Below are 24385 nucleotides of genomic sequence, written 5' to 3' on the forward strand. Positions count from 1 at the left end.
CCGGACCGCCCATCATCCACCCCCGTCGATCCTGCCCCGCGACTCACGGGAGAGCGAGCCGGAAGACCTTACGCCACGCCTCGAAAACCTGCTTGGGCAACGGACCAGAGGTGTAGGGAATGCCGTACTCCTCGCAGATCGCCTTGACCCGCGGAGCGATCTCGGCCATGCGGTTGGACGGCAGATCCGGGAACAAATGGTGCTCGATCTGGAACGACAGGTTGCCGGTCATAAAGTGCATGAACTTGGAACCGTCGATGTTCGCCGAGCCCATGGCCTGGCGCAAATACCAGTGACCGCGGGACTCGTTCTCGATGTCCTCTTCCGTGAAGGTTTCGGCACCGTCCGGGAAGTGACCGCAGAAGATCACGGCGTGGGCCCACAGGTTACGGATCACGTTGGCGGCCACGTAACCCTTGATCGAGGACTTGGCCGAGCCGGTCAGCGAGGCCAACAGCGGCGACAGGACGAAATCCTTGGCGCTCTGCCGACCGAACTTCTTCAGGACCCGTTTGAGGTCCTTGAGCATGGCCTCCTTGGGCTTGGTGCCCTCCAAGTACTGGTCGAACTCGACATCGTAAATCGCGATGCCCCACTCGAACATGGGTGCCAGGCCGGCGTTGATCACCGGGTTGAGCAGGTTGGCCGGGCGCCACGGCTGCGAAGGATCCATGCGCAGCACGTTGTAGCCCACATCGCGGTCCTTACCGACCACGTTGGTCCAGGTGTGGTGGGTTTCATTGTGGGTTCGCTGCCAGCCCGATGCCGGCGCTACGAAGTCCCATTCCCAAGTGGTGGAGTGGATTTCCATGTCGTTCATCCAGTCCCACTGACCGTGCAGAACGTTATGACCTATCTCCATGTTCTCCAGGATCTTGCCGCCCGCCAGGCAGCCCACCCCCAAGAACCAGAAAGGCTTGTGCTTGGAGAACAACATGGAAGCGCGTCCCACCATTTCCAAGCTGCGCTGGAGCTTGATGACCCGATTGATGTACCGCGCGTCGGAATCGCCGCGCTTGGCCGTGATGTCATCGCGAATGGCGTCGAACTTGACCTCGAGCTCAATGAGTTGTTCCTCAGTGAGATTCAAGGGGTTGGGCGTTGGACGCGAGCGCTCTAATTCAAAGGTGGGTGTCTGCTCTTCCAATGTTGCTGTCATGCGTTGCTCCTTCAGAGGGGTGTGAATGCCTGTCGGCTGAATCTATGGGGTGGGCGGGAATGCGGCAGGGCCGCTAGACGTCCAATTCCACCCAGGGTGCTGGTCGGGTGATGCACGTTTGTACCAGCCCCGGATCGTGTGTCACCTCGCCGGTTCGGATGTCGGACACTTGGCCGTCCGTCATGGGGACCAGGCAACTGCGGCAAATACCGATGCGGCAGCCGTGCGGTAATTGCCGACCCGAATTCTCGGCCGCTTCCAGGATGGAATCCGCCCCGGTGACCTCGAGCGTTTCCCCGGACTTGGAGAAATACACTTCACCGTTGCCACTCGCGCTGGTGCGCCGGGTGAGGTCGAAGCGCTCCACCCGGGATTCGCCGCCGAAGAGGATGGCCATGTCCTGTACCTGGCTCACGAAGGAATCGGGGCCGGACGAGTAGATCTCGCGATCCTGGTAGTCGGGGCACAATCGCGGGATGTCCCCTGTGTCGGAGAAGTCGATGCGACCGTCTTCGCGGCTGAACCGGAAAATGGGTTTCAATCCCGGGAACTGGTCCGCCAGTTCAAGGATCTCGTCGTGGAAGATGCAGTCCTCACGGGATCTGGATGAGTACAGCAGCACCACATCGTGGTCGGGGCGCCTCGGCATGAGCGTGCGGAGCATGGACATCACCGGGGTGATGCCGGAACCCGCCACGATGAACAGGATGCTCGCGGGAGTTTCCTCCAACACGAACTGGCCGGAGGGTTCCTCCAGGTACAGGAGAGTGCCGGGTTCGGCGTCGTGCACCAAGAACGTGGACACCTCACCGTTGGCTTTCACCGTGATGGAGGGATCGTGGCCCTCTGCGGCGCTGATGGAAAAGGGGCGCCACACCCGCTTGCCGTTGAGTGAGACTCCAATGCGTGCCCACTGACCGGCCACGTGGGGAATCCACCCGTCCCCGGCCTTGAAGAAGATGGTGGAGGTGTCCGGTGTTTCACGGGTCACATGTGACACGATTCCCCGGGTGTACCGGGCACTGGTCAGGTTGTTGAACACCTGAAGGAAGTCTTTCGGATCACGCGGGTACGTGAACTGTGAGACGGCGAATTTCAAGAGTTTTCGAGCGCTCTTGTTCTTCACGCTAGGCCCCCACTTCTTGACTATCGCCAATCATAGAAATCTGGATATCAGGTTGCACTTTCTGCGAACGGGACCGGTACTCACACACCGACCTCCGACGCCGGAACCTGTTGACGATCTGCGCGGGTCCTCGGTCTCTACGGATGTCCAGCCACTCGGGATCATGCGTGGCCAGAACATTATTACCGTAACAACCAGGTATGCGTGCCCACACCGAACCTCCTGATTGTTACCTGAACACAACCTTGGGTGTGGGCCCACATCAGCAGTCCTTGCACTTGTGCAAGTTTGCACCAGTGCATAATATGTACCGGTGTCAGAAGTGAATGTGTCATTACGTGAGCGTCATCGAGCCCAGACCTCACGCGAAATCCACGAGGCCGTATGGGAGCTGTCCCGCCGAAACGGGTACGGTGCTACCACTGTGGAGGCCATTGCCGAACGTGCGGGGGTCTCCCGTCGAACCTTCTTCAACTACTTCGCGTGCAAGGAAGATGCCGTTCTGGGGCTGAAGCCGGTTCACATTCCGCAGGCAGCCCTGGAGAACTACGAGGACCCCACCACCGGTGATGAGTTCTCCCGAACCGTGCGTCTCTTCATGGCCGTCCTCCGGCACTCCGCCGGATTCAGCGCTACCGGCACAGAACGCAAGGAGTTGCTCGCGGCCAACCCGGACCTCTCGCGAAAGATCGGGCTCCACATCACGGCAGCGGAGTCCTTGGTGGCCTCGACCGTTGCCGGGCATTCCACCGCATCGACCAGTACGCGGGCATCCGAGAGGTCGCAGGCCTACGTTCTGATGGCCGGCTCGGTCCTCAAATACGTTTACCGAAACAACGAAGACCTGACCAGCAATTCTGACCCGGACGTCGTCGACCGTGCCGTGGAGCAGGCCCTGTCCGTCTTCCGATCCGCATTCAAGGAGATTTCATGAGTCACACCACGGCGCCGGCCTCGGGCCGGACCTCGAGCACGGAAGAGTCAGCACCCCCGCCACGCCTGGTCCTGCTGTTCGGCGCACTGATGATGGTCATGTTGCTCGCGGCGCTGTCCCAAACCATTCTGTCCACCGCGCTGCCCACCATGGTGGGAGAACTCGGCGGAGTAGATCACATGAGTTGGGTCATCACCGCATACATCCTCGCTTCAACCGTCATGATGCCCGTGTACGGGCGGATCTCCGACCTCTTGGGACGCAAGCCCATCCTGCTCGCCGCCGTGGTGCTGTTCATTGCAGGATCCGTGATCGGTGCAGCGGCCCAGTCCATGAGCCTGCTCATCGCGGCACGCGTGGTACAGGGTCTGGGCGGCGGTGGCCTGATGATCCTCTCCCAGGCCGCCATTGCGGATGTGGTGCCCGCCCGCGAGCGCGGCAAGTACATGGGCGTCATGGGTGCCGTCTTCGCGGTGGCCTCCGTGGCCGGCCCGCTGCTCGGTGGCTGGTTGACCGAAGGACCCGGTTGGCGCTGGGCGTTTATCATCAACATCCCCCTGGGAATTCTGGCCTTCACCGCCGTGGCCGTGTTCCTGCGGATCCCCCGGCCCGAACGCGCCAAATCCTTGAACCTTGATTACCTGGGCATGGTGCTTCTGGCGTCGGCCACCACCACGCTCATCCTGGTTTGCACGTGGGGCGGCCAGCAGTACGACTGGCTCTCCCCACAAATCCTGGGCCTGGCACTGTTCACCGTTCTCGCCGCCGGTGCCTTTGTCGTGACCGAGTCCAAGGTCAAGGATCCGGTGATCCCGCTGTCGCTGTTCGCAGACCGGAACTTCACCCTGACCACTGTGGCCGGCCTAATGGTCGGCATCGTGATGTTCGGTGCCCTCGGATACATGCCGACCTACATCCAGATGGCCAAGGGCGTGGATGCGACCACGGCCGGACTGCTGATGACGCCCATGATGGGCAGCCTCCTGGTCACCTCCGTAATTTCGGGTCAGATCGTCTCCAAGACGGGTCGGTACAAGTTCTTCCCACTCGTCGGCATGGTCATCACCGGACTGGGACTGTGGCTCACGTCCACCATGACCGCGGCCGATCCCATCTGGAAGCTGTGCCTGTTCATCGCCATCTTCGGCGCGGGAATCGGCCTGAGCATGCAGATCCTGGTGCTCATCGTCCAGAATTCCTTCCCCAACCGCGTGGTCGGCACGGCCACGGCGTCGAGCAACTTCTTTCGTCAGGTGGGTGCCACGGTCGGTTCAGCCGTGGTCGGTTCGGTGTTCGTGACCCGTTTGCACGACCTCCTGGCGGAGCGGATGCCACCGGCCGCCGCGAACGCCCCGGTCAGCGCCAACTCCCTGACGCCCGGCGCAGTCCAGGGTTTGCCGGATGCCCTGCGCATCCCGGTAATCGATTCCTACAACGACGCGCTCTTGCCCATCTTCCTGTTCATGGTGCCGTTGACGATCATTGCCCTGGTGCTGCTCTTCTTTGTGGAGGAGAAGCCTCTGGCAACGCAGATCGACCGCGAGGTTTACGCCCCGAAAGACGATGAACCGGCCGCCGACGCCGCCTCCGACGCCAAGCTGCACGGTGCGGATCCGGCTGTTTCCGATCCCTCCTCCGCTACCGTTAAGCCGGAATCGGACCAACGGTCCGTCTCGACCCGTCCCTGAGCAGGAGCATCCCGTGCGCATTCGCATCAACATCACCAGTGTCCTGGTGGACGATCAGGCCAAGGCTCTGGCGTTCTACACCGACAAGCTCGGCTTCGAGCTCAAGCACGACGTTCCCGCCGGTGAGGCCCGTTGGCTCACCCTCACCTCCCCCGGCGATCCCGACGGCGTGGAGCTCCCCCTCGAGCCGGACGCCAATTTCGGTGCTCCCGAGTTCAAATCCACGCTGAAGTCCGCGGGGGTTCCCTACACGCAGTTCCAGGTGGACGACGTGCAGGAGGCGTTCGACGAGCTGCGCGAGAAGGGTGTGGAGTTCACCATGGAACCCACGAACGCTGGTCCGGTGAGCATCGTGGTCCTGGATGACACCTGCGGAAACCTGATTCAGCTCATCAGCGAGAACTAGCGCGCGACCCGCGCAGCGGTAAAACGATCGACGGTACGACCCAGAAAACGAAAGTTCCAGGTCGTACCGTCGATCGTTTTACGGAGATCCACTCTGGCGGGGTTCTACCGTCGGTCAGACGGCTTCAGACAGCCGGGCGGTTAGTCCTCGCTCGGAAGTTCCCGCTGGATGTCCTCCACCAGGTCCCCGATCAGCTCCGGGGCATCATCCAGGCGGGCTCGCAGGGACGCCATCTCGATGCCGTGCAGCAGACCCACTGCGTAGCGGTCCTTGCCGGTGCGCTGGAAGCTGCGGGCCACACGGGCCAGCCAGTGTTCCATGACGGCGCAGTCCGTGAGGGAACCGAGTTCGTCCTGGTATTCCTTGGCGTACGACGCCGCTTTGGAGCGTTTCTTGCCCGGCTCGACATTCGCGCGGTCCAGGGCATCGCTGACGTACCGGACGGACTTGATGGCCTTGCGGGCGTCGTGCAGGTGATCGAAGTAAACGGCCAGCGCCACGGGATCCTCGTCAGCCTGCGCCAGCCGTTCGCTCAGCTCGGCACCGAGCTCGCTGACTTCGGTTTCACCGGTCTCAGAATCCACGGTCGGCTTGGCCGTGGCCTTCTGGATCACGTCCGTCAAAGCGGTCGTCATGACGGCCTTGGCGAATTTCTTTGCGGACAGCCCCGCGGCCTGCTCACCGAACGTGGAGTCCTGGAACAGTGCCCGCAGGTCAGTCAACAACTGGATGTGCTCGGGACTGTCCAGCATGCGGCGAACGGCCCGAGCGGCGTCGGCAGACGCTGCCTCCGAGGCGGCAAACAAGTCCTGCCGGGCCGCGGTCGTGATCTGGCCCTGGAACTCGTCGTCCAACCGAGCGTGCAGTTGCTCGGCCGCGACTTCCTCGTCACGAGCATCGCTGAGTGCCCGCGCCAGAGTCTTGAGGCGTTCCTCGAGATCAGCCCCGATCTGCTCGGGGATGAAATCGCGCGAGGCGTGCAGCACGCTACGCAAGGCACGGCTGCGCACCCGCATCTGATGCACGGAATCATCCGCGTCGATCCGCACCGCGAAATCCCAGTGCTGCAGCTGGCGTGTGAGAGTTTCACACATGGCCGCCAGAACGTCCTGGCCGCTGGTCGGTGCGTCCTGGACGGGTTCGGATGCTTGCTTCTTCTCAGCTTCCTTCGTGGACTTCTTGGATTTCTTGTCCTTTTTCGCAGAGTCCTTGGAAGAATCCTTGTCCTTGCCGTCCGCGGCCAGTTCCTTGGCCGGCCCTTCGTCCTGGCCCAGCGCGCGAGCAATCTTGGCCGGCGACGTGGAAGCCACTGCCCCCGCCTCGAACAAAATGTCCTCGACTGCCGAGAAGACCGCCTTGGACTGCTTCTTGGACAGTTCATTGGAGCTCAGCTCGATTTCGCACTCGCTCCACTCACGATCGACCCCGGCTCGCTCATCACGCGCGCAGACGAAATCCACGCACAGCACGGCGTGCTGCTGACCGTCTTCGGCGGTGATCGGGTACTCGGCGCGCTTGGTATTGATGGTCGCTACGGGCGTGAGCGGCTGGTCCAGGGTGATCCCGACCAGCGTTTTACGCAACGCTGCGGGCATGCGCGTCGAGGTCTTGAGCGGCTCGTAATGCAGCTCCCCACGCACCTTGCCTGCCTTGTACTTCACGTGCCAACCGTCGTCGCCGCCGCCCGCACGACGCCGCACGGCCACGTTGGCACCGCTCAGCGCGTAATCGTCGGTGTCGAAGTACGCGGCCGTCAAGTCGTAGATTGCGGGCTCGCCCACCGTGAATCCTTTGACCTTGTGCAGCTTGATCTTGGCCGCCTGTTTGGGCGAGACATCGTACTTGCGCTCAATCTCCCATTGGTGCTCAGCCATGACACTCCCTAGATAAGAAACGCGCCGCGACCATCCCTGCTGGGTACGGCCGCGGCGCGGAATCAAAATATTTCTCTAAATCGTTGTGGTTCTACGCGCTATGCCCGGCGGCGCTTGAGGACGTCGTCCAGATTGAGGGCCGCGGATTCCCGTGCACCCGCCTCGGCGGCGTCCTTCAGCGTGGTGGACTTGGCTGCGGGGCGCTGCGGAACCTGCAGGGGCTCGGGTTCACGCGGGGGAACGACCGGAGCCTGGGTGTACAGCGGCTTGGGAACCGGAACCGGCTTCCAGGTGGCCTTGCCCTCGAACTTGGGGGCAGTGGAGCGAGCGACCTTGAGGGCTTCCGCGCGCAGTTCATCCACGGTGTAGGCGGGTTCATGAGTCTTCGCGGCAACCTGCTGCTCAGGCTGTTCCACCTGCACGGGCAGATCCAGCGCGGCCATGGCACGGCGTTCGCGGACCTGTTCTTCCTGGCGGTTCTCGTCCTCGTTGTCGAAGAGCTTCTGCTCCGGCTGCTCCACCGGAGCGCTCACGGAACCGCGGGCACGACGAACGTTTTGTTCCTCGACGGCCAGGTAACGCAATCCGGCAACACAACCGATGCCCAGCAGAGTCAGGACGGTCGGCACAGCCCAGGTGACCGCGGTGAAAGGAGCCATGACACCCGTGATCAGAGCGGTGAACAACAGCATGGCACCGGCCAAGAAGATCAGGGTGCGGTCCCACCGAATGTGCAGGCCGGCCATGGGGCGGCGCGCAGATGCCGCGGTGGACGGTTCCGTTGCCGGCGTCTCCATGGTGCTCTCCCGTTCGTAGGTTGATGTCTTGGGCGCAAGACTCACTGTAGTGTGCTGTGGGCCATTGCGGGGTGCATCGAACCGGAGGTCGCGCGCATCCACCTGTGCCAGCACGGGGGTGTCTTCACGTCGCAGAATTCGGGGTGCCAGCCATACCGCGCACAACACGCACACGATGGCCAAAACGGCCGAGCTGCTTACCCACGTCAATCCCACGACCCCTACCCTAAAGGAGCGGGGGACGAAATCTGCGCCACACAGGACCGTGTTGCTTACAACGGTGTAATTCGTTGCGTGCTACACGGTGCTTTCCTCAGAATACCCTTGCCGGGGTCATCAGAAACGTCCCCGGTGCACGGTCACGAGTTCATCGGATCCCGTGAAGCGATGCACCAACCCGCGGGGAACCTCCGGTGACGTGAGGGCAAAGCTCCGGTGATCCCGCCAGTGCCCGGAAATGTGCAAAAAGTCTTTCCGTAAACCTTCGTCACGGAATCCAAGTTTCTGCACCACTCGCAAAGATTTGACGTTCTCCGGGCGAATGTTGATTTCCATCCGGTGCAGATTCAAATGCTGGAAACAGTAATCGGTGGCCATTGCGACCGCCATGGGCGCAATCCCTCGGCCCGCTTGAGCGGCATCCACCCAGTACCCCAGAGTGGCCGATCTGAACGAGCCACCCGTGATGCTGGAAACACTCAGCTGGCCCACCAATTCGTCTCGGCCGGTCTCCGGATTCACTTCCGTGATCAGCCACGGTAACGAGGTGCCCTGTTTGGCTTGATCGCGCATCAGCTTCACGAACTGGCGGTACGTGGGCGGCTCTCCCCCGGGCAGCGGGTTGCTGGCCTCCCACGGCTCCAACCACTCACGATTCCGGTACCGGACGCTGTCCCATTCAGCACGGTCACGCATGGACAATGGGCGCAGCGTCAGCTGCGCCCATTGCACACTTACCGGCCACACGACTTCAGTGTTCACGGAACACTGACTATCAGTCCTGCAGGTCCTTTGCGAAATCCTTGACCCACTCGCGCAGGTCCGGACCCAGGTCGCCACGTTCGCACGCGAGCACGATGTTGGCCTTGAGGTAGGACAGTTTGTCACCGGTGTCGAAGCGGCGGCCCTTGAAGACCACGCCGTACATACCGTGCGCCTGATCACCCTTGTCGGAAATGGTCTGCATGGCGTCCGTCAGCTGGATTTCGCCACCGCGGCCCGGAGGGGTGTTCTCGAGGATCTCGAAGATCTCGGGGTGCAGCACGTACCGGCCGATGATGGCCAGGTTGGACGGCGCATCTTCCGGAGCGGGCTTCTCCACCAATCCGTTGACCTGGACGTACTCTTGGCCATCGACCGCGGTGATGTCCGCGCAGCCGTAGGCACTGATCTGCTCCTGCGGAACCTCCATGAGAGCCACGACCGAACCACCGGTGGCTTGCTGAACCTCGATCATGCGTTCGAGCAGGTCTTCGCTCTCGTCAATGAGGTCGTCACCGAGCAGCACGGCGAAGGGGTCATTGCCCACGTGGGTCTTGGCACGCAACACTGCGTGGCCCAGGCCCTTGGGATCCTGCTGACGCAGGTAGTGAATCTCACCCAGGTCGGAGGCGTGCTCAACTTCAGTGAGCAGCTTGTCCTTGCCGGATTCCTTGAGGGATGCCTCGAGTGCGGGCACACGGTCGAAGTGATCCTCCAGGGCGCGCTTGGAACGCCCCGTGATCATCAGGACATCGTCCAGGCCCGCGTCCACGGCTTCCTGAACGACATATTGAATGGCGGGACGGTCAACGACCGGCAACATTTCCTTGGGCATGGCCTTGGTGGCCGGCAGGAAACGAGTTCCCAGACCTGCCGCGGGGATGACCGCCTTGTGCGCGCGCTTGGTTTGATTAGGGCTCATAAACTCAGGTTAATGGACGATCCTTCCGTGTGGCTGATTGAGGCAAAATATGCAGAGTTTGTCATCGTCCCTTCATGAGGGGACACCCCGCTTTCGCACGTTTCTCCTCGATGACCGCCGCTCGAATCCACCAAGGACGGAACTGTGATGACCTCCATTTCCTCGAACGGGACCACGAAAGCCGACCTGAGGCGGCGCATACTGACCGAGCGGCGTCGTCGTTCACCCCAGGTGCGCCAGGCAGCAGCGCACGCGTTGACCGAGCACCTAATGCGGGAGTTGGCCAGGACCTCGACCGGGGATCTGGCCGCGTTCCTGCCCCTGGACACGGAGCCTCCGCTGCTGGCTGCTCTCGAGGCAGCGGACCAAGCCGGTCACCGGGTCTGGGTGCCCGTGGTGGAGACCGACCGTGCGATGCGGTGGTGCCAATGGCGGCCGGGAATCGCGCTTGCCCCCGGCTCGTTGCCGGGTCTGCGCGAACCGATCGGTCCCCGGCACGACATCGAGGTCTTCCGAACCATCGCTCTGATGGTCATCCCGGCCGTTGCCGTGGGCGCCGACGGCGTTCGGCTGGGTTTCGGGGGCGGCTACTACGACCGCTTCCTGGAAAAACTCGCGGCCGCGCATCCCCTGCCCGAGATGCTTGCGTGTGTGTTCCACGACGAGATCCTGGTCGCCGGGAGTATCCCGCGAGAACCACACGACGCCGTGATGACCAAGGCACTGACCGAACGCGGTGTGGTCGGCTTGGGGAGCAGTAAGAATCACACTTCGCAGCCGTCCGGGGCGGAGTAAGATTGGCACTCGGTCCACACCAGTGCCAACTACTTGCGAGGAAATCCGTGCCCGTTTACGCCTACGGCTGCAAAGACTGCGGCCATGCCTTCGACATCCGTCAGTCCTTCACGGACGATGCCCTGACCGAATGCCCCGAGTGCGGTGGCCAGCTGCGTAAGAAGTTCAACACCGTGGGCGTGGTGTTCAAGGGCTCCGGTTTCTACCGCAACGATTCTCGTTCGGATGCCAAGTCCTCCGCTTCGAACGGCTCGGATTCCTCGGCGTCCAGCTCATCTTCATCGTCGTCGAATTCGACGTCGTCTTCGTCCGGCTCCTCCGAGAAGTCCTCTTCCAACAAGGCCGCCTCGAGCGCTGGTACATCTGGGGCTTCCTCGTCCTGAACGGCAGTCCCCTGCGGCGCGTCGTGAGATGACCGCGGCATAGGCACTCCACAGTGCGACCGCGGCCTGTGAAGTCGCGCGCGCATCCCCAACCGAGTTGGCGACTCCGCCGCGGACCCGTGAATGCTCATAACGTTCGGGCATGAGCCCACGAGCCCGCCCCCGATATCCGCTGAGTCTGCGTTTCCGAACGGCGGTGAACCGCCGCCACCGGTTGGTCGCCGCTGCCCTGTGTGCCGTGGCGCTCACACTACTGATCCTGCGGTTCGCTCCCCCGAGCGCGCAGTCCTCCCCCGTGGTGACCGTGGTCAATCCAATACCCGCGGGGCAGGCATTGACCAGTTCGGATATGAACGTCCAGGACGTCCCTATCGATTGGGTTCCCCAGGACGCACTCACGGACCCCGCACTCGTAACGGGACAGCCTGCCACGGTTGCCCTGGTCCCCGGGCAATTCCTGACGGAATCCTCAGTGCTTGGTCCGGGACTCCTCAAAGGCCAGCCAGACGGCACCACTGCGGCCAGTATTCGTGTCAGCGATCCCGCAGTCCTGCGACACATCCGTCCCGGTGACAGTGTGGATGTGGTCCACCAACCGGACAGCGCCGGGCACGACCAACGGAAAACCATGGCGGAATCGGTGACCGTGCTGTGGAGCGCATCCGAGGATGCTGGTCAAGATGCGTCGCTGTTGTCGGCTTCGGGAACCGATTCCGACCTGGGTCTGGTCGTACTGGCCGCGCCGCGTGATACCGCGACTGGTCTGGCCTCCTTGGACGGCTCCGGACGAACATCGTTGATCCTGGTGGCGGATTAGGTGGATAACTCGGACGTGCCGTGTGGGGGCAGAGTTTTTCAGCCCCAGTGCGGGGGACGCTGTTCCTTTAACCACAGCTCGTGTTCCCAGTCGGACATAGCATCCGAGGCCCCGGACGCGGCACGATCTGGGTCACTCGGCCGCGCGGAGAGGGCGGGATCGTTCACGGCCAAGTTAGGATCCGGCGCACGACCACCGGTGACCCGCCGATGCCCCCGGCGCCGGCGTTTGGAAAGCTCGGTAGCATTTCCGGAAGCAGTGCTGCTATCCGAATCCGCCACCTGACGTGACCCGGTTTCGTGACCGGAGTCAGAACCATGAACGAAATCCACGGGCTCGTCGGATCCGGCCTTCGGGGCCGAGTTTTCCTCGTTCATGGGCCCGCTCAGCCGTTCTCCGCGTCAGCCGACGAGTCCTCGGATCGCTCCGGCCACTCAGCAGCTTCCTGCTCACGGGGCTCGGTCGCCGAGGACTTTGCCTTGGCGTTCAGCCCCAGATACCGCTGCACCAGCGATGCCACCGTCTGCGGATCCGTGAAGACCTCAACGGACCACAGGCTCACGTAGTTCCAGCCCGCCCGTTCGAGTTGCTGCGGAATCAGGCGGGAGCGCTCACGCACACTGAGGGCGCGGCTGCGATCGGAACCGTCGGACTCGATGGCTACGGGAATCCGCGGGGCTTCGCCGTTCTCGGTCGGCTGCACCACGGCACCCGCAGACAGGGACTCGGTATCCGCGTACGCCACCACGTCAATGATGTCCGCATAGTCCGTGTGCACCGTGGCGCCCGCGCGACCCAAGCGGTCGGCGAGGTCCGCGACCAGGGCGTCCGCGGCGTCGTCGGCGATCGAAGCCGGCGCCTGGGCCTTCTCGGATGTCGTAGATTCGCCGAAGAGCAACTCGAGCATGCGGTACATGTCCCGCGCGCCGTACTGCAGGCGACGTTCCTCGGTGTCCTTGGGGTGGATGGAGGTGACGATGTGCGTGTGGCGACGTGCGCGGGTCATGCCGCGCACGAAGGCCTGCCGCCCGTCCTTCTCGGACAGCGCGCCCAGGTTGGGTGTCGACCTGCCGGACGTGGTGCGCCCGAAGCCCAGGGAGAAGATCACGGTGTCGCGTTCGATCCCGGCGGCGCGGTGAAGTTCAACCACGCGGAAGGACTCACGGCCCGGCGCGAAGAAATCTGCGGCCTCACCGTTTTCGCGCAGCCTGCGCTGCACGGCCTGCGCGACGCGGGTCGCGTGCATCGCACTTGCGGTCACGACGGCGAGCGAGCGCTCGGGGTGACGCATCGCGTGGGCGAACACGAGATCCACCGTGCGCTGCACCTCCGCCGACGGCGCCTGCACACCTTCCGTACCGGCGGTCAGGACACCCACGCCGTCCTCGACGTACTCCGCGGACATCCCCGAGGTGGGGCTGACCAGCTCGGATGCGTGCGGGAGGCGAGCGAGAGCGCCGTCGTAGAACGCGGAGTTGAGGTAGTTGAACAGGCGCGGGTCCATGGCCCGACGCACCGAGGTGAGACCGCGCTGGTCGACCACGCGGCTGAGCGCGTCGAAGGCCGATTCGAGCTCGGCCACCGGCTGTGGGACGTCCCCGGAATTCTGTTGCGGTGCCACCGTGAAGGGGTGGGGATTACCGGCGTGGGCATCGCCGAAGGCGATGACCTGGTCCGCACGCACCAGAGCCGGCAGGGTCGCGGCGAGAGGCGTGGATTCGGCGTCCAGGATGACCACGGTGTCGATGTGCTGGTCCTCGGCCAGCGTTGCCGAGAGCACGAGCGGGCTCGCGGTCCACACCGGCACCAACTGCTTGATGAGCCCTTCCTCCGCGCTCAACTGGTCCGGGCGCACCCGCCCCGAGCGCAGCATGTCCCGCAAGTTCCGAGCGGCCACGGGACTGCGTCGGATGCTGTGCCTCCAGCGCATGGCGAGTTCGTGCATCAAACGGCCGGGAGCCGAGGCCACGTGTGCGGAATCGGCGCGACGGAAAATGGATTCGGTGCGTCGCAGTTCGTTGCCGTGGGGCATAGCCACGAAGTCGTCGCCGCTGATCATGGCCTCGAGCACGGATTGCCACCAGGCCAGTTCCAGCTCACCCCGGACCTCGTGGGCGGGCACGCGACGGTCCTGCATGTCCTGCAGGAACTCCCCCAACCCGCGCGAACGCAGGTCGTCCAAGAGCATGGTGCGTTCGGGCAGCGTGGCCAGGTGGGCCTCGTCGTTGATCAGATCGTCGAGAGTGGTTTCCAGCTGCTCGACGTCCGCTGATTCCAGTGTGGCGGCGGTGGGTGAACCTTCCAGGGCAATCGCGAGTCCCTCGAGGTCCTCACTGAATCGACGCTGGATGTCCCGGACCTCGCGAGCGCGATCGGACACGGCCGGTTGCTCGAGGGACGTGGCCCATGTGCGCCAGCGGTCCCGCTCGGACTGCACCTTGACCAACGCCGCGTGCAGGTCCGAGATGTGTGCACCCGGGCGCATGTACTCCTTGGCGGCCTTGCGCAATCGTGAGCGTTGCAGCCCGGTCATCTCGATTCCGTGATCCCGGCGCCAGCCCGATGACGCGGTCGCGGCAATCAGGTCGGTGACCGGTCGGTCGTAGATGTCCGGGGTGAAGTGCTTGAGGGAGTCGCCGACCTCGATGACCAGCGACAGCTGTTGCGCCCACTCCTGGATGGTGCTTCCGGGGCGCAGCCCGGACACTGCCAGGACACTGCGGATCCCGGTCTTCAGGGTGGTCAGTTCGAGCAGCAGGGACTTGGCCAGTTGGTGGGCTTCGCGGGCCTCGTCGTCATTGACCAAGCGAGCACCGTTCCACGGCCCGGCGAGGGTCTCGGCGTCGAAGGCCCCCAATCGGGCGGCGCGTTCCAGTTGCTTCTCGACCTCGGCACGGTGGGACACGGCGTCGAGCACCGATCGGCGGAACCGCACGGCCGTCTGCGGGCCGGGTTCGCGGGCCGTCAGCTCCGCTAGGGCCTGCATCGCCTGATAGGGCGAGGCCTGCCAGCGCGGGCGCACGGCATGCAGCGATTCTTCGTGAACACGCAGCTGACCCCGCGTAACTCGCAGTGTGTTGTGGAGCTGCTCGAGATCCGGTTCTTCAGTGCGCTCGTTGCGGGCGATGGCGTTCACGAGTCGCTCGGCGATGTCATCGTCGTTGAGGTGCGAGCCCAGCGGCAGCACGAGCGACTCCAGACCCAAACGGCTCCAGGCGCGGGTGAAGGCGGAGAGCGTGGTGCGGGACTCGCCCAGCACCAGGACACTCTTGTTGCGGTACACGAGTGAGCCCACGGTGGCCACCACGGTGTCGATGGCAGGAGTGCCCACCGGTGTGCTGACCACAAAGCTCTCGCCTTGTTCGGCCAGGTCCACGACCTCCTGCTGGCTGCGGTCCAGATCGGTCAGGGACAGTTCCTGCGCGGGATCGCGGTGGTCGAGAGGCTCGGCGCGGTTCTCGACGGGAGAGACGACCGGGAGTTTGCCCACTTCGTGGTTCTTCAGCCGCGCCAAGTCACGCACGAACGCGGTGCGCGCCTCGACGTTCTCGTCCGCGGGACGTTCGTGCAGGTCCGCGAAGGTCGACACGAGCAGCTGGTGATCCACGTGCATGCCCGGGACGTCCACGGCCAGCTGCCGCAGGGTCTCGAGCACGGGCGCGGGATCCAGACGGCGGGTGCCGTACGCCAGGCGAGACATCTCCCCCGTGGCCAGCTCCACGTCGTAATCCTCGCGCAACCGGCGCACCAGGGCCGGGTTCAACCGCGCCGGAGCCACAATCTGCAGTTCGAAATCCTTACCGTCCGGTCGTAGCTTCACGGTCACCGGCGCCAGCAGCACCGGTGCGATGAATCGCCGCTGCCCGTCCACGGCCGGGTTGGTCAACCACGACGCCGTTCCAGCCGCTAAATACGCGGCGTCCAGTCCGTGCATGACCGAGAGTTCATGGATCTTGGTACGCAGCGCACGTGCGGAGCGGGCAGCACGTTCGTAGGCGGGGTCCTGATGATGAATCATCGTGGACAGTCTGGTGGGACGGCCCATCAACAACTGCGCCTGTCCCGAGGAATTGGCTTCCGCCAGGTCGATGCACACGTTATCCACGCGGTTGAATTCCAGCAGTGTGTCCGGACCGGTATAGGCATCCATTTGCTGGGTCCAGGCACGCAAGGACACCCTGGAATCGGTCCCGGTCTCGGTGGTGTTCTCGGGGCGTTCTTGGGGCGCGTCTGCAGACATGAGTCTCCTACTCACGAGTGCGCCGACCGCGCCACCCGCTCCCGGGTGACGCGGCCGACGCACCGGCACTGATGTTCGATCACAACGAGTGTGGGATTACTCCCACTCGATGGTTCCGGGCGGCTTGGACGTGACGTCCAGGACCACGCGGTTGATTTCCTCGACCTCGTTGGTGATGCGGTTGGAAATCTTGGCCAGCAACTCCGAGGGCAATCGTGACCAGTCCGCGGTCATGGCATCCTCGCTGCTGACGGGGCGCAGCACAATGGGGTGACCGTAGGTGCGGCCGTCTCCCTGCACGCCCACCGAGCGGACGTCCGCGAGCAGGACCACGGGCATCTGCCACACGTCGTCGTCCAGGCCGGCGCGGGTCAGCTCCTCGCGGGCAATGGCATCCGCGCGGCGCAGGATGTCCAGTCGCTCCTCGGTGACCTCACCGATGATGCGGATACCCAGGCCGGGGCCGGGGAAGGGCTGGCGGCCCACGATGTTCTCCGGCAGCCCCAGTTCGCGACCCACCGCGCGGACCTCGTCCTTGAACAGCTGGCGCAGCGGCTCGACCAACTCGAACTGTAGGTCTTCCGGCAGCCCGCCCACGTTGTGGTGGCTCTTGATGTTGGCTGCACCTTCACCGCCGCCGGATTCCACGACGTCCGGGTACAGGGTGCCCTGGACCAGGAACTGGACGGGCTTACCGTCAGCGGCCTCGGCGCGCAGCACCTGTTCCTCCGCGGCCTCGAACGCACGAATGAACTCGCGGCCGATGGTCTTGCGCTTGGTCTCGGGATCGCTCACGCCGGCCAGTGCGGAGAGGAAGCGATCCGATTCGCGGGCCACGTGGAGCTTCACACCGGTGGCGGCCACGTAATCCTTCTCGACTTGTTCCACCTCGTCCTGGCGCATCAGGCCGTGATCGACCAGCACACAGGTCAGGCGGTCGCCGATGGCGCGCTGCACGAGAGCCGCGGCCACAGCCGAGTCCACGCCGCCGGACAGGCCGCACAGGGCCTTGCCGTCGCCCACCTGGGCGCGGATCAGGGCGACCTGCTCGTCAATGATGTTGCCGGTGGACCATGACGGACTGATCTGGGCACCGTTGAACAGGAAGTTCTCGAGCACCTGCTGGCCGTAGGCCGAGTGCTTGACCTCCGGGTGCCACTGCACGCCGTAGAGCTTGCGTTCGGGATTCTCGAAGGCCGCCACGGGGGCGCCGTCACTGGAAGCCAGGGTGGTGAAACCTTCCGGCGCAGCGGTCACGGAATCACCGTGGCTCATCCACACGGTCTGCACGTCCGGAGAGCCCTCCAACAGGGTTCCCGTGACCTCCTGGGACGCGGTGGCCACGGTGGCACCGTATTCGCGGGCTCCGGTGCGTTCCACCGAGCCACCCAGTGCGCTGGCCATGACCTGGAAGCCGTAGCAAATGCCCAGCACGGGCACGCCGGCCTCGAACAGCTCGGAGTCACGCTGCGGTGCGCCGGGTGCGTACACGGAGGACGGGCCACCCGACAGGATGATGGCCGCCGGATTGCGCTGCAGAATTTTTTCGGTGGACCAGGTGTGCGGAACGATTTCCGAGTAGACGTTCGCTTCGCGGACCCTGCGGGCGATCAGCTGCGCGTACTGCGCGCCGTAATCGACCACAAGAACCGGGCGGTCCTCGAGTTCGGTGAGGTTGTCAGGGGTTTCAGTCACGGGCTCAAGTCTAGAACACCAGCGCGCGCTTTATCCCACGCTCAGTATCGCTTGGCGGCCTTGGGGTTCGAGGCCAGCTCCACCTCGGTGGAACGGTGGATCTTGCGCTCCACGATGAAGGACAGGAACGGCACTACACCGCCCAGAGCCATCACAATCAGCTGCGGGAACGGCCAACGCATGAGCGACCAGATGCGGAAACACGCCGCCAAGTACACCACGTAGAACCAGCCGTGGATGATCAGAATCCACGTGGAGATGTTCACTCCCCCGGCCAGGTTCTCCAGTTCCAGGTTCTGCCAGCCCAGCGCCACGGTCTCACCGGTGATCTTGTCGGTGCCGCCTGCGATCAGGTCGTAGCCCAGGCCGTAGCGGGTGATCATCTCGGCCACGAGTAAAAGCAGGAACGTACCGGAAACCCAGGCGCAGATCTTGTAGAACGTCAGGGCACCACGGATCTGAGCCTCGGTGCCGCCGAATCGACGTCGCGGCTGCAGTGCCGCCGCACGCGCCTTGACGTTCTCGGGCACGGTGGCGCGCTCCGGAGTGGCGTCCGCGGGAGTGTTCACGCGCACGCCGTCCGTGCGACGAACCGGCTTGGGGTTGTGCTGGGGATCAGGGGTGGGTTCACTCATGCGTGGCTCCGTGCTCGGGGTGGGTGCGGTTCTCGCGCGTCGAGGCTCCATTGGATGAGGAGGTCGCCGCCGGTTGGTCGTCAAAGTAGTAGTAGCACTGATCGCGCTCGTCCCAGTAATAGAAGGACTGGGCGTCCTCATCCCAGAAGTAGTCCCCCTCCAGGTAGAAGTACTTCTGAGGATCCTGACGGCGCAGGTACTCGTCGCGGACGAAGCGCCACCACAGGAACACCGCGAAGCCCGCGAACACGATCCATTCCAGGGCGTAGAACAGATTCAGCATGTTCAGGGACGTATCGGTGGGCTGCTGATCGATGTCCAGATCACGCAGCTCAGCGCTCATCACGCTCGCGTTTTCTGCCAGGGCACCCTGCTCGGTCACGGGCAGCTCCTCGCCCGCGGGTACCTCGGCGGCGGCCGCCACGTACCCGGAGTACAACGGGGCGTTCCACACGTTGGTCAGCTGCGCGGGAGACAGTGAGGCCAGTTCCTTCTCGGGAAGCTCGCGGTCGCCCAGGGGCGCCTCGGGCGGCAGGAAACGGCCCGCAACGGTCACGGCGTCCGACGGCGCCGCGGGCACCTGATCCGCGGATTCCACCCAGCCGCGCGCCACGGCCATGGACATGGGACCGTTGGCGGCATCCCACGACTCTTCGGAGTCACGAATCACGAGTTCCGAGACCACCCAGTAGCCCTCCGCGCCGTCGTAGAGGCGGCCGGGGATCACCACGGTTGAATCGGGAACGTACCTACCGGTGATCTCCACGGTGTGATCGGCAGTGGTTGCGGTGGCCACCTCGCCGGGTTGAATCACTTCAGACAGGGGCTTCACACGATCCTTGTCCGGATCGGCAACGGTGGCGGCCTGATCGGAACTGCTCAGCTGCCACATGCTCAAGATCACGAAGAGTGCCGCAATGATCAAGCTCACCGTCAGAAAGGCGAGCGACCGGGGGCTGAGAGCGATCTTGAGCACCACACAAGAGTAGTGGGCCGCCCTGTGCGTTTCCCAAATCCCCCGCGGGGATCGGTCGACACGCAGGACGGCCCACTCTGACTCGACCGACGGTGGTCAGCCGCGGATCACGACCTCGGCCCGCTGGAACTCCTTGAGGTCCGAGTACCCGGTCGTGGCCATGGCTCGACGCAGCGCACCGATGATGTTCGAGGATCCGTCCACGTGACGTGCGGGACCGTTCAACACCTCTTCCAAGGAACCCACGGTGCCTACGCTGGTGCGTTCCCCGCGCGGTGAATGCTGGTGGTGGGACTCCGCGCCCCACAGCCAACCCTGCCCGGGCGCCTCCTCGGCGCGCGCGAGCACGGTACCGAGCATGACGGCATCCGCGCCCATGGCGATCGCCTTGACGATGTCACCCGAGGTGCCCAGACCGCCGTCGGCGATCACGTGAACGTACCGGCCACCGGACTCATCCAGGTAGTCGCGACGTGCCGCGGCTACGTCGGAAATGGCCGTGGCCATCGCCGCGTGGATGCCCAGGATCGACTCGGTGCGCAGCGAAGCGCCGCCGCCGAAGCCCACCAGCACGCCCGCGGCACCGGTGCGCATGAGGTGCAGCGCCGGTGTGTAACCGGCCGCGCCACCCACGATGACCGGGACGTCCAGGTCGTAGATGAACTTCTTGAGGTCCAGGGGCTCCTGGTTCTGCGAGACGTGCTCGGCGGACACCGTGGTGCCGCGGATGACGAACAGGTCCACGCCCGCCTCGAGCACGGTCTTGTAGTGCTCGACCACGCGCTGCGGCGACAACGAACCGGACACGATCACGCCGGCCTCGCGGATCTCGGCGAGGCGGGCCTTGATCAGCTCGGGCTGGATGGGAGCGCTGTAGAGCTCCTGCATCCGGCGCGTGGCCTCGGGCACGTTGTCCGTGGACAAGTCCGCGATCTCGTCCAACACCGGCTGCGGATCCTCGTACCGAGTCCACAGACCCTCCAGGTCCAGCACGCCCAGGCCACCGGCCTGACCCAGGGCAATGGCTGTTGCCGGAGACATGACCGAGTCCATGGGCGCGCCCACCACGGGGATGTCGAACTTGTAGGCGTCGATCTGCCAGTGCGTGCTCACGTCCTGCGGATCGCGGGTACGCCGCGACGGGACCAGGGCGATCTCGTCCAGGTTGAACGTGCGGCGGACCCGCTTGGAGCGGCCCAGCTCAATGTCGTAGCTCACGGGTAATCCTTTCCCCGCGCAACCGTGCGCGAGTAGCGGGAGGGGTGAATCAGCGCTTGTAGTTGGGCGATTCCACGGTCATGGTGATGTCGTGCGGGTGCGATTCCTTGAGCCCCGCGGGGGTGATGCGCACGAACCGGCCCTTCATCTTGAGCTCTTCCACGTTGTGAGCGCCCACGTAGAACATGGTCTGGCGCAGACCGCCGTCCAGCTGGTGCAACACGGAAGCCAAGGGGCCGCGGTAGGGCACCTGACCTTCGATGCCCTCGGGGATCAGCTTCTCATCGTCGGAGACGTCCGCCTGGAAGTAGCGGTCCTTGGAGTAGGAGGTGTTCTTACCGCGGGACTGCATGGCACCCAACGAACCCATGCCACGATAGGCCTTGTACTGCTTACCGGCCACGAACACGAGTTCTCCCGGGGACTCGTCACAACCGGCGAGCAGTGAACCGAGCATCACGGAATCGGCACCGGCCACCAGGGCCTTGCCGATGTCACCGGAGAACTGGAGGCCGCCGTCCGCGATCATCGGGATCCCGGCCGGGATGGTGGCCTTGGCGGCCTCGTTGATCGCGGTGATCTGGGGAACGCCCACGCCGGCGATGACGCGGGTGGTGCAGATGGAGCCCGGCCCCACGCCCACCTTCACGGCATCCGCACCGGCGTCCACGATGGCCTGCGCGCCCGCGCGGGTTGCCGCCTGACCGCCGATGATGTCCACGTGGGACGCGGCTGACTCGTGCTTGAGGCGCGAGATCATGTCCAGCACACCCTGCGAGTGGCCGTTAGCGGTGTCGATGAACAGTGCGTCCACACCGGCATCGATCAGGGTCATGGCGCGTTCGAAACCGTCACCGAAGAAACCGACGGCGGCGCCCACGCGCAAACGACCTTCGTCGTCCTTGGTGGCCAGCGGATACTGCTCCGCCTTGGTGAAGTCTTTGACGGTAATCAGGCCGGTGAGCCGGTCCTGCTCATCTACGAGGGGTAGCTTCTCGATCTTGTGCGTGGCCAACAGCTTGTGGGCCTCGTCCTTGCTCATCCCCACGTTGCCGGTCACCAGCGGCATGGGGGTCATGACCTCGCGCACCTTACGGGTCTGGAAATCGGACTCCGGCAGGTAACGGGTGTCGCGGTTGGTGATGATGCCCAGCAGCCTCTGGTTCTCGTCCACCACGGGCAGACCGGAGACCTTGTAATAGCCGCACAGGTGGTCCAGCTCGGCCAGGGTGGCGTCCGGTCCCACGGTCACCGGGTTGGTGATCATGCCGGACTCGCTGCGCTTGACGCGGTCCACGTGATCGGCCTGATCCTGGATGGACAGGTTGCGGTGGATCACACCCATGCCGCCCAGTCGGGCCATCGAGATGGCCATGGCGGATTCGGTCACGGTGTCCATGGCCGCGGAGAGAACGGGGGCCTCAACGTCGATCCGGCGCGAAAGCCGGGTCTTGGTCGATGCCTCGGAAGGAATCACGTCCGTGTTGCCGGGAAGCAACAAAACGTCGTCGTAGGTCAGTCCGGTCAAGCCGAACGGGTCGTCCATGAGTGCGGTGGGCACGGCATCGGTCACGAAAGCTCCCTTTCACCAAGTAGTTTCCGTTTCATTCTACGGTCATGCGGCTGCGGCTCGGTTGCCGCCCTAGAGCAAACCGTTCTCGGTGAGGGCCTTCTCCGCACGTTCCACGAAGAACGGGGACAAGGAACGAACGTAGTTCTGCGTGAGATGATTATTGTCCCAGTACACGATCACGTTGCCGATGACGGGTGCGCACATTCCGTCAGGACAAATGAGATCCCCCATGTCCACCGTGGAGATCCCCTCGTTCTGGCCGGCGATGGATTCGAGGGGGTTCGGAGAGGTCGTGATGTCGGTGGCGGGAGGGGTGCAATCCTGCGCGCTTCGCCGGTCGTCCTGGACGCAAAGACCCGGGGCGTCAACGAAACGAGGGTTGTCCCTGATAGCCAGGAGATGCCCGGTCTTTTGCGACAACTCCTGCAACTTCTCCACCATTCCCGGGCTCAGGTCTTCACCCCCGTCTTCCAAGGAGCGGGTGCCTGTCGTGACGACCAAGTCCGGATCTGCGTCATCGATGACCTTGTCGATCTCACTGAGCCATTCTGCGCACTCCGCCTGATCCCTCACTTGGTCATCGGCGCTGCCCAGGATGCAGTTTCCCCGAATGTAACTCACCATGTTCCACCCTTGGCTGCGCGCCAGATCCTCAATGGCCGGAAGCCATTGGATCGTGTGGCTGTTGCCCACCACGAGAATCGTTTGGCTTGCCTGCGGATCATCGATGGTGATTCCACACCATGTCTGATTTGCGGCACTCAAACCCATTTCTTCCGGGCAGGGCTCTCCCAGGGACGGTTTCGGGTAATCCCCTTGAATGATCGGCACCAGCGGCGCATCCGTCTCGGTGCCGCTGGGATCCTCGACCGCAAGTGCCGCCGCCCCGGGGTTGTTGCGCGCGGCTTCCGCTTCCAACTGCGCGCTGCGGTGGGCGTCCACGGCGGTCCAGGACAGTACCGCAGTGGAAACCACCGCTAAACACGCGATGATCACGAGTGCCAGTCGGCGCTTGGACTGCTCGGGCCACGTCCACGCCTTGAGCGGGTTTTCAATCAACGCCGTGAGCATCAGCGCCAGAACAATCGACACCAGCACCAGCGCAACACCCGAACGCGGTCCGGCCCAGGGACGATCCATGATGACCAGGTACGTGACCAGCAGAGGCCAATGCACCAGGTACAACGCGTAGGCGGCGTCGCCCAACTTCACCACGGGCCGCCAGGACAAAAACCGGTCGAACCCCACCCGGGACTCGGTGTTACCGGCCACGATGATTGCGGCCGCGGACAGCAGCGGCCACAGAGCGATCCAGCCCGGAAAAGCACCTTGAACGTCCACCAGGATGCCCACGGACACCATGCTCACAATGCCCACCCACCCCAGGATGATGCGCAGTACCCGCGGCGGGTTGAGGTAAGGAATGGCCAGGGCAATCAGTGAACCCAGCGCGAACTCCCACAACCGGGCACGCGTGTCGAAGTAGGCGAAGGCCTGCTGAGTTTCGGTCGTGATGACGGAGTACATCATGGACGCGGCGAAAATCAGGCCGAAACACACCGCCAGAATGGGCACCGAGCTGATGCGTGTGCGGCGTCGTACTAGCCACGCGAAACCGAAGATCAACGGCCACAGCAAGAAGACCTGGCCCTGGACGGACAGTGACCAGAAGTGCTGGAACGGCGAGGCCGTGGAATGATCCGCCGCGTAATAATCCACCGACGACGCCGCGAGCGCCCAGTTCTCCACGTAGAAAACGGAGGCCAGCGCTTCCCAGCGGAATTGGGCGACCGAGGATTCGGGGAATTCCGTGAGCAGCCCGACGGTCACCAGGATCACCACGGTGGCCAGGGGAAGCAGCCGCTTGAACGTGTGCAGCCAGTACCGGCCGATCGCCAAGGGGCGGCCGCTTTCGATTTTGCGCACGAACGAGAGCGTCATGAAGAACGCGGAGATCAACAGGAAGATGTCCACGCCACCCGAAACCCGGCCCAGGAACACGTGGTAGATCACCACGAGCAGCACGGCGACGGCGCGCAGACCCTGGACTTCTTTTCGGAAACCGGAATAACGCGAGACGACATCCGGTCGAACGTCGGTCGCGGTCGGCCGCGGAGCAATGGTTTCGGGCATGGTTGTCACCTTAACCCCCGCACGTTCCAGCGC

The 24385-nt window shown here is 64.0% G+C and carries 19 protein-coding genes; 6 read left to right on the top strand and 13 right to left on the bottom strand.

From position 1 onward, the window contains the following. Positions 1-43 precede the first annotated feature (43 nt). Entirely contained in the window at positions 44-1159 is a 1116-nt protein-coding gene (locus RF638_RS05395; protein ID WP_259915335.1) for an acyl-CoA desaturase, read from the bottom strand. Positions 1160-1232: 73 nt separating this feature from the next. Then, the gene (locus RF638_RS05400) at positions 1233-2285 is read right to left on the bottom strand and encodes a flavin reductase family protein (protein WP_259915336.1); all 1053 of its coding nucleotides are present in this window, start codon (positions 2283-2285) and stop codon (positions 1233-1235) included. A 313-nt stretch (positions 2286-2598) separates the two neighbouring features. Between RF638_RS05400 and RF638_RS05405 the strand changes: the two genes are divergently transcribed. From RF638_RS05405 to RF638_RS05415, 3 genes are read left to right on the top strand one after another with little or no spacing between them, the layout of a single operon-like run. Next, positions 2599-3219 (top strand): TetR/AcrR family transcriptional regulator, encoded by a 621-nt coding sequence (locus tag RF638_RS05405; protein WP_259915337.1) that lies wholly within the window; start codon positions 2599-2601, stop codon positions 3217-3219. Further along, a complete protein-coding gene (locus tag RF638_RS05410; protein ID WP_095798839.1) occupies positions 3216-4907 on the top strand; it encodes an MDR family MFS transporter in 1692 nt (563 codons plus the stop codon). The genes RF638_RS05405 and RF638_RS05410 overlap by 4 nt, the downstream gene beginning before the upstream one ends. Before the next feature lie 13 nt (positions 4908-4920). Further along, the gene (locus RF638_RS05415) at positions 4921-5313 is read left to right on the top strand and encodes a VOC family protein (RefSeq protein WP_129702343.1); all 393 of its coding nucleotides are present in this window, start codon (positions 4921-4923) and stop codon (positions 5311-5313) included. A gap of 140 nt (positions 5314-5453) precedes the next feature. Here the strand turns inward: RF638_RS05415 and RF638_RS05420 are convergent, their stop codons facing one another. The 4 genes from RF638_RS05420 to galU form a co-directional block, all read right to left on the bottom strand. After that, entirely contained in the window at positions 5454-7187 is a 1734-nt protein-coding gene (locus tag RF638_RS05420) for a CYTH and CHAD domain-containing protein (protein WP_129702342.1), read from the bottom strand. Positions 7188-7285: 98 nt separating this feature from the next. Beyond that, a complete protein-coding gene (locus RF638_RS05425; RefSeq protein ID WP_095798836.1) occupies positions 7286-7984 on the bottom strand; it encodes a hypothetical protein in 699 nt (232 codons plus the stop codon). Positions 7985-8320: 336 nt separating this feature from the next. After that, positions 8321-8965, bottom strand: coding sequence for a GNAT family N-acetyltransferase (locus RF638_RS05430; RefSeq protein WP_368841566.1), 645 nt, complete (start codon positions 8963-8965; stop codon positions 8321-8323). Between the two features lie 13 nt (positions 8966-8978). Further along, complete coding sequence (gene galU, locus RF638_RS05435) at positions 8979-9887, bottom strand: UTP--glucose-1-phosphate uridylyltransferase GalU (RefSeq protein ID WP_095798834.1); 909 nt, start codon at positions 9885-9887, stop codon at positions 8979-8981. Positions 9888-10034: 147 nt separating this feature from the next. On the opposite strand from galU, the gene RF638_RS05440 reads away from it, so the two are divergent. The 3 genes from RF638_RS05440 (at position 10035) to RF638_RS05450 (ending at position 11882) form a co-directional block, all read left to right on the top strand. Next, positions 10035-10682 (top strand): 5-formyltetrahydrofolate cyclo-ligase, encoded by a 648-nt coding sequence (locus RF638_RS05440; protein ID WP_129702341.1) that lies wholly within the window; start codon positions 10035-10037, stop codon positions 10680-10682. Positions 10683-10729: 47 nt separating this feature from the next. Then, positions 10730-11065: an FmdB family zinc ribbon protein gene (locus tag RF638_RS05445; RefSeq protein ID WP_095798832.1), complete on the top strand. Its 336-nt coding sequence runs from the start codon at positions 10730-10732 to the stop codon at positions 11063-11065. Between the two features lie 142 nt (positions 11066-11207). Continuing rightward, on the top strand, positions 11208-11882 hold the full coding sequence (locus RF638_RS05450) for an RcpC/CpaB family pilus assembly protein (RefSeq protein WP_173674346.1): 675 nt from the start codon (positions 11208-11210) through the stop codon (positions 11880-11882). Positions 11883-12267: 385 nt separating this feature from the next. Here the strand turns inward: RF638_RS05450 and RF638_RS05455 are convergent, their stop codons facing one another. The 7 genes from RF638_RS05455 to RF638_RS05485 all read right to left on the bottom strand — a co-directional run bounded on the left by RF638_RS05455 (position 12268) and on the right by RF638_RS05485 (position 24352). Then, positions 12268-16122 carry a DUF4011 domain-containing protein gene (locus RF638_RS05455; protein WP_254049452.1) on the bottom strand — a complete coding sequence of 1285 codons (3855 nt, stop codon included), beginning with the start codon at positions 16120-16122 and terminating at the stop codon, positions 12268-12270. A 96-nt stretch (positions 16123-16218) separates the two neighbouring features. Beyond that, the gene (guaA, locus tag RF638_RS05460) at positions 16219-17817 is read right to left on the bottom strand and encodes a glutamine-hydrolyzing GMP synthase (protein ID WP_095798830.1); all 1599 of its coding nucleotides are present in this window, start codon (positions 17815-17817) and stop codon (positions 16219-16221) included. Between the two features lie 41 nt (positions 17818-17858). Next, positions 17859-18452, bottom strand: coding sequence for a DUF3817 domain-containing protein (locus RF638_RS05465; protein WP_095798829.1), 594 nt, complete (start codon positions 18450-18452; stop codon positions 17859-17861). After that, positions 18445-19428, bottom strand: coding sequence for an SURF1 family protein (locus tag RF638_RS05470; RefSeq protein ID WP_129702338.1), 984 nt, complete (start codon positions 19426-19428; stop codon positions 18445-18447). The genes RF638_RS05465 and RF638_RS05470 overlap by 8 nt, the downstream gene beginning before the upstream one ends. A gap of 96 nt (positions 19429-19524) precedes the next feature. After that, the gene (locus tag RF638_RS05475; protein WP_129702337.1) at positions 19525-20646 is read right to left on the bottom strand and encodes a GuaB3 family IMP dehydrogenase-related protein; all 1122 of its coding nucleotides are present in this window, start codon (positions 20644-20646) and stop codon (positions 19525-19527) included. A gap of 49 nt (positions 20647-20695) precedes the next feature. Further along, entirely contained in the window at positions 20696-22192 is a 1497-nt protein-coding gene (guaB, locus tag RF638_RS05480) for an IMP dehydrogenase (protein ID WP_129702361.1), read from the bottom strand. Between the two features lie 96 nt (positions 22193-22288). Beyond that, positions 22289-24352, bottom strand: a complete 2064-nt coding sequence (locus RF638_RS05485; RefSeq protein WP_315278193.1) for an acyltransferase family protein — start codon at positions 24350-24352, stop codon at positions 22289-22291. Positions 24353-24385: the final 33 nt, after the last annotated feature.

This window comes from Kocuria sp. CPCC 205235 (assembly GCF_040980905.1).
Lineage (GTDB): Bacteria > Actinomycetota > Actinomycetes > Actinomycetales > Micrococcaceae > Kocuria > Kocuria carniphila.